Annotated in this window: 14 protein-coding genes; 4 read left to right on the top strand and 10 right to left on the bottom strand. The window is 63.8% G+C overall.

All coding sequences use genetic code 11. The features are described 5' to 3' along the window. The first annotated feature begins 1 nt into the window (after window position 1). From NKH63_RS01290 to NKH63_RS01275, 4 genes are read left to right on the top strand one after another with little or no spacing between them, the layout of a single operon-like run. Window positions 2-1,006, top strand: a complete 1,005-nt coding sequence (locus tag NKH63_RS01290; protein ID WP_023721264.1) for a xanthine dehydrogenase family protein molybdopterin-binding subunit — start codon at window positions 2-4, stop codon at window positions 1,004-1,006. Between the two features lie 9 nt (window positions 1,007-1,015). Further along, window positions 1,016-1,897: an AAA family ATPase gene (locus NKH63_RS01285; protein WP_352917617.1), complete on the top strand. Its 882-nt coding sequence runs from the start codon at window positions 1,016-1,018 to the stop codon at window positions 1,895-1,897. Beyond that, window positions 1,894-3,027, top strand: a complete 1,134-nt coding sequence (locus tag NKH63_RS01280) for a vWA domain-containing protein (RefSeq protein WP_352481583.1) — start codon at window positions 1,894-1,896, stop codon at window positions 3,025-3,027. Before NKH63_RS01285 ends, NKH63_RS01280 begins: the two co-directional genes overlap by 4 nt. Next, window positions 3,027-3,914, top strand: coding sequence for an amidohydrolase family protein (locus NKH63_RS01275; RefSeq protein ID WP_352481707.1), 888 nt, complete (start codon window positions 3,027-3,029; stop codon window positions 3,912-3,914). The genes NKH63_RS01280 and NKH63_RS01275 overlap by 1 nt, the downstream gene beginning before the upstream one ends. A gap of 209 nt (window positions 3,915-4,123) precedes the next feature. On the opposite strand, the gene NKH63_RS01270 is transcribed toward NKH63_RS01275, so the two are convergent. From NKH63_RS01270 to NKH63_RS01225, 10 genes are all read right to left on the bottom strand, one after another. Further along, entirely contained in the window at window positions 4,124-4,531 is a 408-nt protein-coding gene (locus NKH63_RS01270) for a carboxymuconolactone decarboxylase family protein (protein WP_352481584.1), read from the bottom strand. Window positions 4,532-4,771: 240 nt separating this feature from the next. Further along, complete coding sequence (locus NKH63_RS01265; protein ID WP_352481585.1) at window positions 4,772-6,268, bottom strand: sugar ABC transporter ATP-binding protein; 1,497 nt, start codon at window positions 6,266-6,268, stop codon at window positions 4,772-4,774. Continuing rightward, the gene (locus NKH63_RS01260) at window positions 6,268-7,326 is read right to left on the bottom strand and encodes an SMP-30/gluconolactonase/LRE family protein (RefSeq protein WP_023721269.1); all 1,059 of its coding nucleotides are present in this window, start codon (window positions 7,324-7,326) and stop codon (window positions 6,268-6,270) included. Before NKH63_RS01260 ends, NKH63_RS01265 begins: the two co-directional genes overlap by 1 nt. Beyond that, window positions 7,323-9,446, bottom strand: coding sequence for an ABC transporter permease (locus NKH63_RS01255; protein ID WP_352481586.1), 2,124 nt, complete (start codon window positions 9,444-9,446; stop codon window positions 7,323-7,325). Before NKH63_RS01255 ends, NKH63_RS01260 begins: the two co-directional genes overlap by 4 nt. A gap of 83 nt (window positions 9,447-9,529) precedes the next feature. Next, entirely contained in the window at window positions 9,530-10,555 is a 1,026-nt protein-coding gene (locus NKH63_RS01250) for a sugar ABC transporter substrate-binding protein (RefSeq protein ID WP_352481587.1), read from the bottom strand. Window positions 10,556-10,614: 59 nt separating this feature from the next. Beyond that, a complete protein-coding gene (locus tag NKH63_RS01245) occupies window positions 10,615-11,601 on the bottom strand; it encodes an ABC transporter permease (RefSeq protein WP_023721272.1) in 987 nt (328 codons plus the stop codon). 278 nt (window positions 11,602-11,879) lie between these two features. Continuing rightward, window positions 11,880-13,322, bottom strand: a complete 1,443-nt coding sequence (locus tag NKH63_RS01240) for a DHA2 family efflux MFS transporter permease subunit (protein WP_352917616.1) — start codon at window positions 13,320-13,322, stop codon at window positions 11,880-11,882. A 228-nt stretch (window positions 13,323-13,550) separates the two neighbouring features. Continuing rightward, window positions 13,551-14,351, bottom strand: a complete 801-nt coding sequence (locus tag NKH63_RS01235) for a 3-methyl-2-oxobutanoate hydroxymethyltransferase (RefSeq protein ID WP_352481590.1) — start codon at window positions 14,349-14,351, stop codon at window positions 13,551-13,553. 37 nt (window positions 14,352-14,388) lie between these two features. After that, window positions 14,389-14,703 carry a MocE family 2Fe-2S type ferredoxin gene (locus tag NKH63_RS01230; protein WP_352481591.1) on the bottom strand — a complete coding sequence of 105 codons (315 nt, stop codon included), beginning with the start codon at window positions 14,701-14,703 and terminating at the stop codon, window positions 14,389-14,391. Window positions 14,704-14,745: 42 nt separating this feature from the next. Continuing rightward, the gene (locus tag NKH63_RS01225; protein ID WP_352481592.1) at window positions 14,746-15,834 is read right to left on the bottom strand and encodes a fatty acid desaturase family protein; all 1,089 of its coding nucleotides are present in this window, start codon (window positions 15,832-15,834) and stop codon (window positions 14,746-14,748) included. Window positions 15,835-15,849 lie beyond the last annotated feature (15 nt).

The raw sequence follows: 15,849 nt of genomic DNA, 5'->3' as shown, positions 1-15,849 counted from the left end.
GATGGCGATCAGGCGCGGACGCGGCGTCGCCGCGATCAATTATCCGACCGGCATGAATCTCGGCGGCGACCCGACGCAGGCGCTGGTGCATTCGACGCCGACCGGCAATTTCATGGTCACGCTCTCCAGCGTCGACCTGGGCCAGGGCATGAAGCAGATCATGGCACAGATCTGCGCCGAGACGATCGGCGTACCGACCGACCGCGTCGTCGTCGACACCGCCGACACCGACACCGGCCCGCACTGCATGGGCACCTTCGCCTCGCGCGGCACGCATCGGGCCGGCAATGCGGTCATCCAGGCCGCCAGGGAAGCCCGCCAGGTGATGCTGGAAGTGGCGGCCGAGGAACTTGAGGTAAACGCCTCGGACCTCGAGACCGATGGCGAGGGCAACATCCTGGTCAAGGGCGCGCCGCAAAGATCGATCTCGATCTTCGATGTCGCGCTGTCGGCGCATTTCAAGCGCGGCCGTTCGATTTCCGGCCGCGGCATGTTTTTGATCCCCCGCTCCTATCCGGAGAAAGAGACCGGAGCGATGAAGCCGTCTACCTGCTACGCCCATGCCTGCACGGTGGCGGAGGTCGAGGTCGACGACGAGACCGGCGAGGTCACCGTGCTGACGGTAAAGAACGTGTTTGAGATCGGCCGCGCGCTGAACCCGAAAATGGTCGAGCAGCAACTCGTTGGCGGCTCGTGGATGGGCATCAGCCATGCGCTCTACGAAACGACCGAGCCCTATTATCCCAACCGCGACCATGGCGGCACCGACTTCAACCAATATCTGATGCCGGGTCCTGGCGATCTCGCGCAAACCGAGATCATCGTGCTGGAACGGCCCTCGGCGGACGGGCCGTATGGCGCCAAGGGGCCGGGCGAAATGTGCGCCAACCCGCAGATCCCGGCGGTTGCCAATGCCGTCTTCGACGCTGTCGGTGTGCGCATCGATACGCTGCCGATCACGCCGGAGCGCATCCTGCGGGCGCTGAAGGCGCAAGCCCCGAACTGAGTGCTGAAAATGCCCAAGAGAAGCGCTGAGACAGTCGCGACCTCGCCTGAGGCGGTGGCGTCGCGCCTCGCCGCCTCGCGCTATCTCGCCGATGAAAGCCTGGCCACCGCCATCTTCCTGGCGATCAGGCTGGGAAAGCCGCTGCTGCTCGAAGGCGCACCCGGCGTCGGCAAGACGGAAGCTGCGAAGGCGATTGCCGAGGTGCTCGGGCGCGACCTGGTGCGGCTGCAATGCTACGAGGGCATCGACGCCGCACATGCGCTCTACGAATGGAATTACCAGCGCCAGTTGCTCGCCATCCGCCATGCCGGTGAGCACGAGGTCGACATCTACGACGACCGCTTTCTCATCGCGCGGCCGCTGCTGCAGGTGCTGAAAGCGCCGGAAAAGCGCGTGCTGCTGGTCGACGAAATCGACCGTTCCGACCATGAATTCGAAGCGCTGCTGCTGGAGTTCCTGTCCGATTTCCAGATCAGCATTCCCGAGCGCGGCACCATTCGCGCGACTGCGCAGCCGATCGTCATCCTGACCTCGAACCGCACCCGTGAGCTTGCCGGAGCGCTGCGGCGGCGCTGCGTCTACCACTGGATCACCTATCCCGACGCCCGGCGCGAAGCCGAGATCATCATGCTGCGCGCCGGCGACGTCGCCGAGGCCACGGCGCGCGCCGTGGCTGCCGCAGTGCGCGACATTCGCGCCCGCCCGCTGGCGAAGCCGCCCGGCATCGCCGAAGCGGTCGAATGGGCGAACGCCGCGACGATCCTCGAAAAAGGCGGCAGTCCGTGGCCGGAAGCGTTTCGCCGCGCCATTGGCGTGCTGATCAAGGACGAGGAGGACCTTTCCTGCATCGCGCCCGAGTTCGGCAAGATTGTCGAGGAGGCGCTGGCGTGAGCCCCGCGGCTCTGCCTCGAGGGGCGACGCCCTTCCTCGGCTTCGGCCGGCTGCTGCGCCGCTATGGCTTTTCAGTGGCGCCCGAGCAGGTCTCCGGCTTCATGCAAGCGGTGACGCTGCTTGGGCCGCGCTCGATGGCCGACATCCGCGAAGCGGCGCTCGCCACGCTGGCGCCGCCGCCCGACCGCCGCGACGAATTCGAGGCGCATTTTCGGAGCCATTTCTATGGCAGCACCGCGGCAGTGGTCGGAGGCGAGGCCGACGAGGAAACCCGCATCAAGGATGACGGCGAAACCAGCGAACAAGAAATCGAGGTGGTCCGCCAGGAGCAAGGCGGCGAACTGTCTTCGGCCAGCGAACAGTTGAGCGTCCGCGAATTCAGCCGCGATAGCGACGGGCTTGCCGCCTTCCGCCGCAAGCTCGCCACCGCTTTGCCCGCCCGCCGCTCCTTCCGCACGGTGCGCACGCATGCGCGCGGCAAGCTCGACCTGCGCCGCTCGCTGCGCGAAATCGTCAGTGCCGACGGCGATATCCCCTCGCCGCTGCTGCGCCGGCGGCAGACAGTGCCACGCAAGCTACTCATCCTGATCGACGTGTCGGGCTCGATGAAACTCTACACCTCAGACTATCTCAAGCTGGCGCATGCGGCCGTGCAAGGCGCCGACCGGGCGGAGGTCTTCACTTTCGGCACACGACTGACCCGTATCACCTCGGCGCTGCGCATTCGCGACCGCGACCAGGCGCTGGCCCGCGCCGCTGCCCAGGTCGACGACTGGGACGGCGGCACCCGCATGGGACCGACACTGCTTGCCTTCCTCTCGGTGCCGCGTTTTTCGGCCTTTGCGCGCGGGGCGGCGATCGTCATCCTGTCGGATGCGCTGGAGCGCGGCGATCATGCCGAGCTGGAGACGGCGATGCGCCGGCTGAGCGCCCGCGCTTTTCGGCTTTCGCTGGCGACGCCGTTGGCCGGCGATCCACGCTTTCGGCCGGCGACGGCAGCGCTTCGCGCCATCCTGCCAGTGCTCGACGACCTGGTCGACGGTTCGTCGACCGCCGGCCTCACCGATTTCATCCTGTCGCTCGCCCGCCCAGCCCCGGCGGCCGCGGCAATCTGGAGGAGGGTTTCGTGATGCAGAAGGCGATCGACGCGCATTTCCACATCTGGCGCCAAAAGGACCAGCCCTGGCTGGTCGGGCCGATGGTGCCGCGCATCTTCGGACCATATGAGCCGATCCGCCGCGACTATCCTATCGGGGAATTCCTCGCCGACCAGCAAGGCTCGGGCGTCGAGAAGGCGGTCTATGTCCAGACCAACTGGGCCAAGGAGGATTTCGAGAATGAGGTCGCCTTCCTGCAGAAAACCGCGGAAGAAACCGGCTGGCCGCACGCCATCGTCGGCTATGCCGACATGACCGTGGACGACGTGCGTTCCCAGATCGACCGGCTGATCAAATACCCCCTGCTGCGCGGCGTGCGCATGCAGCTGCACTGGCACGAAATGCCGGCCTTCCGCTTCGCTGCCTCGGCCGATCAGGTCATCGACCCGAAGGTGCGGGCCAATGTGGCGCGTCTGAAGGACTACGGCTTGTCCTTCGACCTGCAGCTTTTCCCCGCCCAGATGAAGGACGGGCTGACGCTTGTCGGCGAGAACCCCGAGACCAATTTCATCCTCACCCACGCCGGCATGCTGACCGACATGGAGCCAGAGACCACCGAGGCCTGGAAAGCCGGCCTGCGCACGCTGTCAGCGGCCCCCAACCTCTATGCAAAACTGTCCGGCCTCGGCACCTTCGTCCACCGCAACGACCCGGCGCTGATCAGCTATATCGTCGACGCCGCCATCGACATCCTCGGCAGCAATCATTTGATGTTCGGATCGAACTTCCCGATCGAGAAACTGTGGACCAGCCACGCCGAGCTGATCAGGGCGCACAGGGAAGCGGTGGGCAAGCACGGCGCGGCGGCAGAGGCCGACATCTTCTGGAACACGGCGGAGAAGGTTTATCGGCCGGTGTAGCGCGCATTCGCTTCTCCCGCTGTGGGAGAAGGTGGATCGGCGCGCAGCGCCGAGACGGATGAGGGGTGCTGGAAGAAACTCGGCGGTGGAAATCTAGGCAATTTGAAGCACTTACGTCTCCAGGCTAGCAATCCTTCCGGCACCCCTCATCCGACCGAGCTTCGCTCGGCCACCTTCTCCCACAAGGGGAGAAGGGAAGGCGCCGCACCTCACCTCACCTCGAACTCCGGATCGACCGGAATCTGCAGCGCTGTCACCATCTGGTTGGTCTGCCCGGCCAGCCCGATGATCGACACCAGCTCGCCATGCTGCGCTTCGGTCATGCCCTTGGCGCGGGCGGCGGCGGTGTGGGAGTGAACGCAATAGGAGCAGCCATTGGCTGTCGAGACGGCGATGTAGATCATCTCCTTGGTCAGCGGGTCGATGACGCTGTCCGCGACCATCACCGCCTTGAGCTGTTCCCACACCCGCTTCAGCGAGACCGGATCATTGGCCAGCCCGCGCCAGAAATTATTGACGAAATCGGATTTGCGCGTCGCGCGGATGTCGTCGAACACGGCCTTCACAGCGGGAATCGCCTCGACCTCGGCATCGGTCAGAAGTCTTGTGGTGGCCATGGGCAGGCTCCTTTCGGTTTGAATCGATGAGAGAGGTCGTTGAATCGGCTTGGTAGCGAATGCGGCTAACTTGTTCTGGTGATTCACGTTTTGCAGGCCGGCCCAGAACCCTGGAAATGCAGAGGCCCTCACCGTCGTCATCCTGGGGTCTGCGCCGCGTCGCTGCGCTCCTTGCTTCGCCCCTCGATGACGAATGGACTGGTGACTCCGCCAATTGTCGAAGTACGCTTCGCCTGGAACCTAATGAACCGCCGCATACATGATCTTCTCCTCCGTCGCCTCGGCCGGCGAGAACTCCTCGACGATGCGGCCTTGCCGGCAGACCAGGATGCGGTCGGACAGGTTCATGATCTCCGGCAGGTAGGACGAGATGACGACGACGGCCAGGCCCTCATCGGCCAGCCGGTTGATGATCTGGTGGATTTCGGCGATCGCACCGACATCGACGCCGCGCGTCGGCTCGTCGAAGATGACGGTGCGCGGCTTCTGCACCAGCCCCTTGCCGATCACCACCTTCTGCTGGTTGCCGCCCGAGAGCTCGACCACCCGCGCATTGTCGTTGATCGCCTTGACGTTCAGCGTCTTGGTCCATTCGGCCGACAGCGCCCGCATCTCCTGCGCATTGATCACCCAGCCCTTTTCCCGCCCGGCCGCCAAAAAGCCGCCGAACAGGTTCTCGGCAACGTCCATGGTCTCGAAAATCCCCTCGCTCTTGCGGTCTTCGGTGACATAGACGATGCCGTCCGCCACCGCCTCGCTCGGAACGAGATAGCGCACCGGCCGGTCGTCCAGCTCTATGGTGCCGCCGCGCAGGAAGTCGCGCTTGTAGATGCCGGAAACGATCTTGAACGTCTCGGTGCGACCCGAGCCGATCAGCCCGAACACCCCGGTGATCTGGCCCTCGAAGATCGAGAAGGAATTGTTGCGCACGACATTGCTCATCGAGATGTCCTGCACCGACAGCACCTTCTTGCCGGCCTTGCGCAGCTTGGCCTCGTCGCGCTGGCTGTAGAGCTGCCCCGACAGCGTGCGCCCGACCATGGCGGCGACGATCCTGTCGCGATCGAAGGCGGCTGTGTCGTCGGTGATCACCAGTTCGCCGTCGCGCAGAATGGTGATGCGGTCGGCGACATCAAGCGCCTCTTCGAGCGCATGGCTGATGAAGACGATCGACACACCCCTTGCCTTGAGCCGGCGGATCAGCGCGAAGAAGTGCCGCTTCTCCTCCGGCGTCAGCGTCGCCGTCGGCTCGTCGAAGATGATGATCTCGGCATTGTGGTGGACGGCGCGCGCGATCTCGACCATCTGCCGTTTGGCCGCGCCCAGCGTCGCCACCATGGCGTTCGGGTCGACGGGAAAGTTCAACGACTGCAGGAATTGCTGCGCTGAAATGTAGGTGCCGCGCAGCCGGTTGAGAAAGCTTTCCGTGCCGAGATAAAGGTTCTGCGCCACCGTCATCGACGGCACCAGGCTGGTCTCCTGGAACACCATGGCGATACCGGCTTGAAGGGCCGCATGCGGCGAGGCGTAGGCGATCTCCTGCCCGTTGTGGAACATCTTTCCCGAGGTCGCGTCGACGACGCCGGCGATGATCTTGGTCAGCGTCGATTTTCCCGCGCCATTCTCGCCGAGCAGCGCGTGGATCTCGCCCTTGCGCAGCTCGAAGCTGACATTCTTCACCGCGGGCACGCCGCGATAGGTCTTGGTCACGTTCTCCAGGCGGACGATCGGTTCCATCAGCGATGTCCTCCTGGACCCAAGTCGATGGCCAGCAGGCAATCGCCGCCTTTCGAGGCAATGAACAGGCGACCGTCTTTCTCCGCCACGCTGCAGATGCCGTGGCGCGTGCCGTTGGCGCGGCTGTGCAGGCTGAATTGCGGCCGCATCTCCCGGTCGAGCCTGACCACCACGCCGTAGGAGCGGCTCGGCGACCATGGCTTGTGAATGCCCATGGTGCGAATGCCGCCGCATTGCAGCGGCTCGAGGAAGCTGCGGTTGGAGGCAAGTGCCGGCGCGATCCAGTGCTGCGGCGGCACTTGCGCCAGCATGTCGTTTCGATAGTGCGTTTCCTGCAGCACGAATTCGATCAGCCGGTTGCGGGGCGCAAACAGCGCCAGCCAGGCACCGCCACCGGCGGCAGGCGACAGGCGCGAGGGATAGCCGGGCAGATGCGCCAGCACCGTCGAGCGGCTGCCTGTCGCGCCGTCGAAGCGGATAAGTTGGTGCCGCCAGCTCTCGCTGACCAACACATCCTTGCCGGTTGGATGCAGCCCATAGGGAAAGGCGATGTCACCGGCGAGCTTGCGGAATTCGCTGCCTGCCGGTTCGCGCTTCCACAGCGAACCAGAAGCGCCCTTCTTCATCAGATCGGCGGCCCATTGCGACGGCCCGTGTTCGGCCGAGCCATTGGTCAGCCAAAGCGTGCCATCTTCTGCGTAGGCGAGCGCTGTGATGCAGCGGATTTCGGCCGGTAGCGGAGCGTCCTTACCCGCGATCAACAGCCTGCCGTTTTCGAGCCCGACCGTCAGTTCGCCGGCGGGCGAGCGCGCGAGCGCTGTGACCGGGGACGGAAATGTCTCGACTATCGTCGGCGCGGCACCGGCGGCGAGCGCATAGACGGCATTGCCGCTGGCCGCCAGCAACCGGTCCTTATCGATCAGCAGGTTGTCAGGCTCCGGCAGTTCAACAAAAGCCGGAGCATCGTCCAGCAGCGTATTCGGCCTGAAGGCGCCATCGAGCGGCGGGATTGTCACCGCCTTGCCGCGAAAGATGTCAAGGATCGGGTCCAGCATCATGGCTTCGCTCCCCAATAGGAAGCGGGGCTGGTCCAGTTCGGGTCGGCACCGGCAATCCGGTAGCGGCCGATCCGATTGTTGAGGATGCCGCCGACGAACAGATAGCCTTTGTGCTCGCGCATCGAGGTGACCATCGGATGCGCGGCGCCCGACAGGTCGCCCATCGCTTCGACGATGCCGCCCTTCTCGTTGAATTTGACCACACCGCCGGTGTTGATGTTGGGGAACAGCCATTCGTCCTGCGGCAGCCGGCGCGTCATGCGCTTGCGCATGTCGGGATGGCGCAGCGACAGGTCGAAGCTCGGCGTGCGCATGCCGAGCCAGGCCATCCAGTAGTTGCCGTTGGAGGCGCGGTTGATGTTGTCGGGGTAGCCCGGCATGTCGCGGATGACGCATTCGGCGGTGCCTGCTTTCGGCCCTTCCAGCCAGTAGCGGTGCACGCGGCAGGCCCAGCTTTCGGCAAAGAACAGCGACTTGCCGTCATGCGCCATGCACACGCCGTTGGTGTAGCGGTAGCCGTCGAGCAATGTCTTCGTCGAAGCGTCCTTCGGGTCATAGACGAGCAGCCGCCCGGTGGCGCGGTTCTCGATCGAGTCCAGCGCCCAGTCGTGGGCGTCATAGCGCTTGGTGGAATCGGTGAAGTAGATGCGGCCGTCCGGCGCGATGTCGCAATCATTGGGATCGCGCAGCCGCGCATCGTCGACGATCGAAGTCCAGGAGCGCGACGTTTCCGCCGATAGCCGCTTCACCTCCCGCTCCGGCGAGACCGAATAAAGGCCCATCGCGCCGACGCAGCTGATCAGATTGCCTGTTTTGTCGAAGGCCAGGCCGAGCGGAAAGCCGCCAATATGGGCAAAGACCTCCGAACGTTTGTAATCCGGCGCAAAGAAACGGACGATCTCGCCATGCCTGGTGCCGCAATAGAGATGGTCGTCGCGGTCGAGGATGACGTCTTCCGGCCCTTCCAGCTCGCCAAGCCCGATATGGTCGGCCTCCGATAGGCGATTGTCGAGCTCGTAAGGCGTGCCGGAGCCCGGTGCGGCCGACTGCGTTGCCCCCATCTTCAAATAGACCGGTGCGACATAGACCTCGTCCAGCACCTTGTGGCGGTTCTTCAGCCAGCGAATGTCGATGGTGACCGCCACGGCCAGCATGATGCCCAACACCATCTGGTTGGTGCCGGTGCCATAGCCCAGCCGGATCAGCCCGTTGGTCATCGTCAGCACGATGATCGCGCCCATCAGCCCCTTGATCACCGAACCGCGGCCGCCGCCCAGGCTGACGCCGCCGACGACCGCTGCTGTCAAAGCCATGACCTCGAGATTGAGCCCTGTGCCCGGCCCTGCCCCGCTCAGCCGGCAGGCGATGAGGAAGCCGCCGAGCGAGGCGCAGAAGCCGGAGAACACATAGGTCATGAACACGGTGCGGCGCACGCGGATGCCGGCATTGTGGGCCGATCGCCGCGACCCGCCCACCGCCTGCACATGCCAGCCGGGCCGCGAGCGCGTCAGCGCGACATGGGTGATGATGGCCAGGATAATCGCCGCCCACACCGCAACCGAAAGGCCCCAGAAGGTATCGTCGCCGATGAAGTCCAGCACATCCGATGTGGCATCGGAAAGCTGGACGTCGGCGGCATAGGTGGTGACCAATATGTCGAACAGCGCCCGCCCGAAGATGAAGGTGACCAGTGTCGTCAGGAAAGCGCGCAGCCTGAAATAGCCGATCAGATAACCATTGATCGCGCCGAACAGCAGCCCGGTGGCGATCGAGGCGGCCAGCGCCAGCCATACCGATTGTTCGAGGATGAAAAAGACGAACACGGCGGAAAAGCAGGACAGCGCGAAGATCGAGCCGACCGAAAGGTCGATGCCGCCGCCGAGCATGACCACCGTCATGCCGGTGACGACCAGCGAAAATTCGCCGAGCTGGCGGGTCGATTCCTGCAGCGACATCGGCTTGAAGAAGCCGGGAATGATCGAACCGAACACGCTGAGCGTCGCCACCAGCGCCAGGAACGGAATGGCGTTATCAGTCCAGCGTTTGCTTAGGATCTCGCCGACAAGGTGGTCGGGCACGAGATTGTAGCGCCAGGATTGAAGGCGTTCGCGAAAGGACATCGGTTGCTGCTGCCACTCAAGAGAGAAAGAGGCGGCCGAACAAGGTCCGGCCACCTCGTCGATGCTTGCAACGGACCCGCGGTTTACTTGGCCGCAGCTTGGGCTTGCAGTGCTTTCAAGTCCCAGCAGCTGTCTGGCTTGAGGTCGGCCTTGGTCGTCGCCTTCTCCAGCGTGTAGATGTAGGTGTGCGAGGTGCCGGCTGGCTGGCCACTCTGCAACAGGAACTTGATGACGGCGTTCATGTCGCCCGACTGGCGGGCAAGGTCGGTCATCACCACCGCGCCATAGGTGCCGTCCTGCAGCTTGTCGCAGTCGGCAGTCTTTTCGCCGCCGCCGGTGGTGACCAGAAAGACTTTGCCCTCGAGCTTGGCATCGCGGATCGCAGCAGATGCGCCCGTCGCGTCGCCGTCCCAGAAATCGATGATGGCGCAGATGTCGGGGTTCTGCTGCAGCATCGTCGTCGTCACGTTGCGCGAGGTCGTCGCATCCCAGTTCGAGTCAGGCTTGGCCACGACTTTGAAGTCGGGGTTCTTGTCCAGCACCTTCATAATGCCGGCATATTGATAGAGGCTCGACGAGTTGGCCTGGTCGCCCTGCACCAGCCCGATCTTCTTGGAGGAGTTCGGCCCACAACCCTTGATCGCCGCATCGGCTTCCAGCTGGCCGAGCCGATCCCAGTCGCTGCCGACAAAGGCATCGGCCGGGAAGTTCGCCGGATTGTCGACCAGCAGGACATAGGTGCCGGCGGCCTGCGCCTTCTTCATCAGCTTGGCATAGGAGTTGAGGTCCGGCGAATGGATGATCAGCACGTCCGGCCTGGTGTCAGACGAAATAGCGTCGGTTATCGCCTGCGCGCCGGCATCGACCACCCAGTTCGGGTCACGCGTCTCGAACACGCCGCCCCAGGCCTCGACCTCGGTCTTCAGGTAATGCGCCCAGCCCTGTGCCAGATCGAAGCCCATCGCCATCGGCACCAGCATCACGCGCTTGCCCTTGAGCGCTTGCGAATAGGCGCCCGGACCCGGATCTTCGGCGGCGAAGCCTGGCGCCACGAAGGCGGAGACGGCAAGCGCTGCCGCGGCGGCCATAAACGTCCTGATCATTTTCATGTCACATCCTCTGGTTTGGTCGTTGTCGTTCGCGGCCGGCCCCAACCGTTCGCGTCAGTCTAAATGTCGCCTTGCTGCGCGGTCTGCTCGTCGCGCGGATTGATGAACCCATCGACGATGATCGCCGCCAGCAGGATCGCCGCCTTGATCAGGTTCTGATAGAGCAGCGGAATGTCGATGATGGTCATGGCGTTGAGCAGGATGCCGATCAGCGCGGCACCCACCAGCACGTTGCGCACCCCGCCCCGCCCGCCCGATAGACCGATGCCGCCGATCACCGCCACCAGCACGATGTCGTAGAGCAGCGTGGAATTGACGATGCGGGTGTTGATCGAATGCAGGCTGGCGGCGGTGAGCAAGCCGGCAATCAGCGAGACCAAGGCCGACAACACGTAGCGCAGCACCAGCATCGGGCGCACTGGAATGCCGATATTGCGCGCCGCAACCGGGTTGTCGCCGGCGAAATAGACGTAGCGGCCCCATTTGGTGTAGCGCAGGAACAGGAAAAAGGCGAAAGCCAGCCCGGCGAAGACAAAAACCTCGACCGGGATGTCGAGGAACCGAAGCCCGCCCAGAAGCTCGACCCAATGGCCGGGCGGCACCGGCACGGCGTCCTGTGTGATCAATTGTGAGCGCACATAGCCGAAGACGAAGGACGCGGTCGCCAGCGTCACGAAGATCGCCGGAACCTCGGCGTAGGCGACCAAAATGCCGTTCAAAAGCCCGATGGCGAGAACGCCGGCGAGCACATAGGCGAAGGCCAGCCCGTCGGACATTCCCGAACTCAGCAATTGCAGATACCAAGCGACCGACATCGCCATGATCGCCACCGCCGACAGATCGATGCCCCTGCCGATAATGACGACCGCCATGCCGAGCGCCAATATGCCCAGCACCGAGACCGAGCGCACGATGGCAACAAGATTGTTCGAGTTGATAAAACCAGGCAGTCCGATGGCGGCGGCAATGAACAGCACGACCGCGATGGCAAAGACAATGCCCTCCTGGTTCAGGCTTCTCCAGTTTAGCCAGCCGGTCGCGTTCATTGCCCGCTTTCACCCGCGATGGCTACGCCCTGCTCCCTCTGCGGCCATCGAACGAAAGCTAATCGGCTCAAGACCAATCCGTCAAATGAATCCGCGCATTGCAGGCCGGCTTGCGAGGAAATTCCGCGGTTGGACGCACCGATTGCGAGGCTGGCGCAATGCCTGGAACTCAAGCACTTTTGCAATTGATCGTGCCGATCGAAGCGCTGGCAAAGGTTTGCTCCCGGACGAGCGGAGCAGGCAGAATTTATGTCCGCGCTCGCCGCGCAGCTTCTGCGTCAAATCCGCAAAACATGGCCCGAGACCTCGGCGCCGGCGGCCTTCGGCAACGCCAGAAAGCGGAACGAGGCGACGAGCCCGATTGCGCCGATCGCCAGGAAGGCAAGTCGGAAGTCGACGAGATCGAGCGCCGCAGCGCCCCTGGCGATCTGCGACAGGTTGAGCAGCGCCGCCGCGACCGCCACGCCGAACAGCATCGCCACCTGCTGCAGCATGCTGGACAACGTCGCCGCCGAGCTACGCTGCGGTGAGGCCACATCGGCGAAGGCCAGTGTGTTGAGCGCGGTGAACTGCATCGAACGCGACAGTCCGGCGATCAGCATCAGCACCACCACCAACGCTTTCGGCGTCTGCGGCGTAAGCGCCGCGCAGGCCATGATCGACAAAGAGGCGATCACTCCGTTGACGATCAGCACCGAACGGAAGCCGAACCGCCTCAGCGTCGGCGTCGTCACCACCTTCATACCGAGATTGCCGAGGAAATAGGCCAGGACCATCATGCCAGCATCGACCGGGCTCAGGCCGAAGCCAACCTGGAACCAAAGCGGCAGCAGGAACGGCGTGGCGTTGATGGCGATGCGGAAAATCGTGCCGGCCGACAGCGTCGAGATGGCAAAGGTCTGCACCTTGAAAGCTGTGAGATCAAGCAGCGGATGGTTGGCGCGTCGCAGATGCCGCACCGCCAGCCAGCCGACCAAAATGCCCGTACCGAGCAGTGCCACGGTCGGCAACACCCCCCCTCGCGGATGCGCGATGCGCTCGAGGCCATAGAGCATCGCGGCGAGCCCTACCGAGGTCAGCAGGAAGCCCGGCCAGTCGAGCGGCTTGGCCCCAGCTTCGCGGTCGCCGGGAATGAAGCGGGCGACCAGCGCCAAACCGGCAACCCCAAGGGGAATGTTGATGAAGAAATTCCAGTGCCAGGAGACATAGGTGGTGATGAAGCCGCCAAGCACCGGCCCGACCACCGGCGCGAACAGCGCCGGCCAGGTGATCAGCGCCGTAGCGTTGAGAAGCTCGGATTTCGGCGCATTGCGCAGCACCAGGATGCGGCCGACCGGCGTCATCAGCGCGCTGCCCAGGCCCTGCACGGCACGTGCGGCGACGAATTCAGCCAGGTTCTGCGAGACACCGCAGGCGAGCGAGGCCAGCGTGAACAGGGCAATCGCCATGAGGAAGATGTTGCGCGCGCCGAAACGGTCCGCGAGCCAGCCGGACAGTGGCACGAACACCGCCATGGTCAGCATATAGACGGTTATGCCGATGCTCATCGCCACCGCCGGCACGCCGAAGGATTCTCCCATCTGCGGCAGCGAGGTCGAGATGATGGTCGAATCTAGAAGCTGCATGAAGAAGGCGACGGCGACGATCAGCGCCACCCGCCGGGCTTGCCGCGCCGCCGGCGCGGTTTCGGGTAAGGCTTTGTCTTCGGGAATGGCGGTCATGCGTAGAACTGTCCGAAGGGGAATCTTCTCCCGCCCCATCGGCAGCCGCACAAATGTCCGGCAAACCGATGACGCACCGGTTTCAACAGCATTTGGCCGGTGCCGTCCAGACATGGACCAACAAACTTTCGTGTGGCATCGCAGCCCGGCTATGCGATGACCTGGCCCTGCCGCCGAACCGGCGTTTTTACGATCCGCGATGGCGCTTCGCGCCACTGCCGGCGTGTCTCATGCGGCTTCGATCTTCTCCAGGAACAGGCTGAGCTGGTCCGGGTCCATGTGCACGACGTGCCTGTCTTCGGGATACGCCAGGCTGTTCACATCGGCGACATATTCGGAAAAGGCAGCGATGCGTTCGGCCTGCAGCCGATCGTATTCGGCGGCGAAATTGCGATAGACCTTGGAATGGCGCGGCATGTGGCCACGGTTCTGGCCGAGGATATCGTCTGCGAACAGGTATTGCGCATCGCAGCCGGTGCCCGCCCCCATAGACAACATGATCAGCGATGTGCGTTCCGAAATCGCCTTGGCCACCTCGACTGGCACCACCTCGATCTCGGCGCCGATCGCGCCGGCGGCCTCCAGTTGCTTCACCGCCTCGAACACCTGCATGGCGGTATCGGCGGTCTTGCCGACGGCCTTGAAGCCGCCGGTCCAGGTGGCGCGTGACGGGATGAGGCCGACATGCCCGATCACCGGAATTGCATCGTCGGCCATCCGTTTGATGGTGGCGTAGCCGGCGCTGCAATAGACCGCATCGGCGCTGGCCTTGTAGAGCCGGAACGCCCAGCGGACGAAATGATCGGCGGTGCCGATCTCGAAGAAATTCTCGCCCGGCATGGTGAACAGGCTGGGTGCCGCATCGCGATATTGCGGATTGAGCACCAGCTCCGGCGGCACCGAGACGATATCGACGCCGGCGCGTTCGGCGGCCTCGGCCTCGTCCATCGTCAGCACGCGCAGCATCGTCAGCTGCCGCTTGCCCTTCATGGCGCGCAGGTCGGCGACGGTCGGTCTTTTCCGGCTCATGGATTTTGGTCCCCTTTGCTACGTGACAGAAGGCCGGTCAGGCGATCTGGATCATCACCTTGCCAGCTTCGACCTTGACTGGATAGGTCGCGAGATTGACGCAAACGGGAGCGCCCTTCGCCTGGCCGGTCTTGTAATTGAAGCGGCCATTGTGCTTGGGGCATTCGATGATGTCGTCCATGACAAGCCCGTCGGCCAGATGAGCCTGTTCATGCGTACAAAACCCGTCGGTGGCGAAGAATTCATCGTCCGGCGAACGGTAGATCGCGAAGGTGCGGCCGCCATGGTCGAAGCGGATGACATCTTCCTCTTCGACATCGTCCACGGCGCACGCTTCGACCCAATCGGCCATCTCTGCTTCTCCTGAAATTTCTGCGTTGCGCTCGTGCAGTGCCTACTCAGCCGCTGCCGACATGTTCACGTCGTGGAACTCGCCACGATAGGGCCGTGCCGTCGGCGGCAATTCGCGCTTGAGGAAATAGTCCTCGTATTTGAGCTGCCTGAGCAGGACCGGCCAGACCTCGCGATAGGCATGCCATATCGAGGGGTTCGCCTCGGGCAGATCGTGCTTGATCAGTTCATGCAGCCTGGGCAGCGCGTGATACGGTACCATCGGGAACATGTGATGCTCGACGTGGTAGTTCATGTTCCAGTAGATGAACCGGCTGATCGGATTCATGTACACGGTCCTGGTGTTGAGCCGGTGGTCGACGACGTTGTCGGCCAGACCGATATGCTGCAGCAGGCCGGTCAGCACCATGTGCCAGGTGCCGTAGAGGCGCGGCACGCCGATGAGCACCACCGGTATCCACGACCGCATGAACACGGCGAGCGCGATCGTCGCGATGTAGATCGCGATATGCCAGCGCGCCGCGATGACGGCCTTGTGCTGTTCCATCTCGGGAACGTAGCTTTTCTCGTCGGGCGTCAGCTTGCCGAACGCCTGGCGTACCAGCGCCGGAAGCGAATAGCGAAAATCGAGGATGCCGGTGAAAGCCAGCGCGGCACGCAGCAGGTCCGGCGGGCGCATCACGGCGATCTCGGCGTCGCGGCCGACGATGATCGTGTCCGTATGGTGCCGGGCATGGCTCCAGCGCCAGGTCACCGGATTGCGCATCAGCATGAAGCTGGCGATCTGGTAGACGACATCGTTCATCCAGCGCGTGCGGAAGGCAGTGCCATGGCCGCATTCGTGCCAACGCGAGTCGCTGGAGGAGCCGTAGAGCACGCCGTAGACGAAGAAGAACGGCACGCACCACCAGGTGCCCCAGAAATAGATGGCGCCGGCGGCGGAGCCGAGGATGGCGATGATCCAGATGATCGTGTCGCGGATCGCCGGGCCGTCTGAGCGCTGCATCAACTCCTTGATCGCCTTGCGGGGGACATCGGTGTGGTACCACTCCGCCGAGGCCAGTCCCGTCTCGATCGCCCTGCGCGTGCTTTCGCCGACCAGGCTGTAATCGCGCTTTACCGTGCCAGCCATTGTGACCTCCAATTC

It is taken from the genome of Mesorhizobium sp. M0960, from assembly GCF_040319055.1.
Taxonomy (GTDB): domain Bacteria; phylum Pseudomonadota; class Alphaproteobacteria; order Rhizobiales; family Rhizobiaceae; genus Mesorhizobium.
This window is presented reverse-complemented; position numbering and strand designations above follow the sequence as displayed.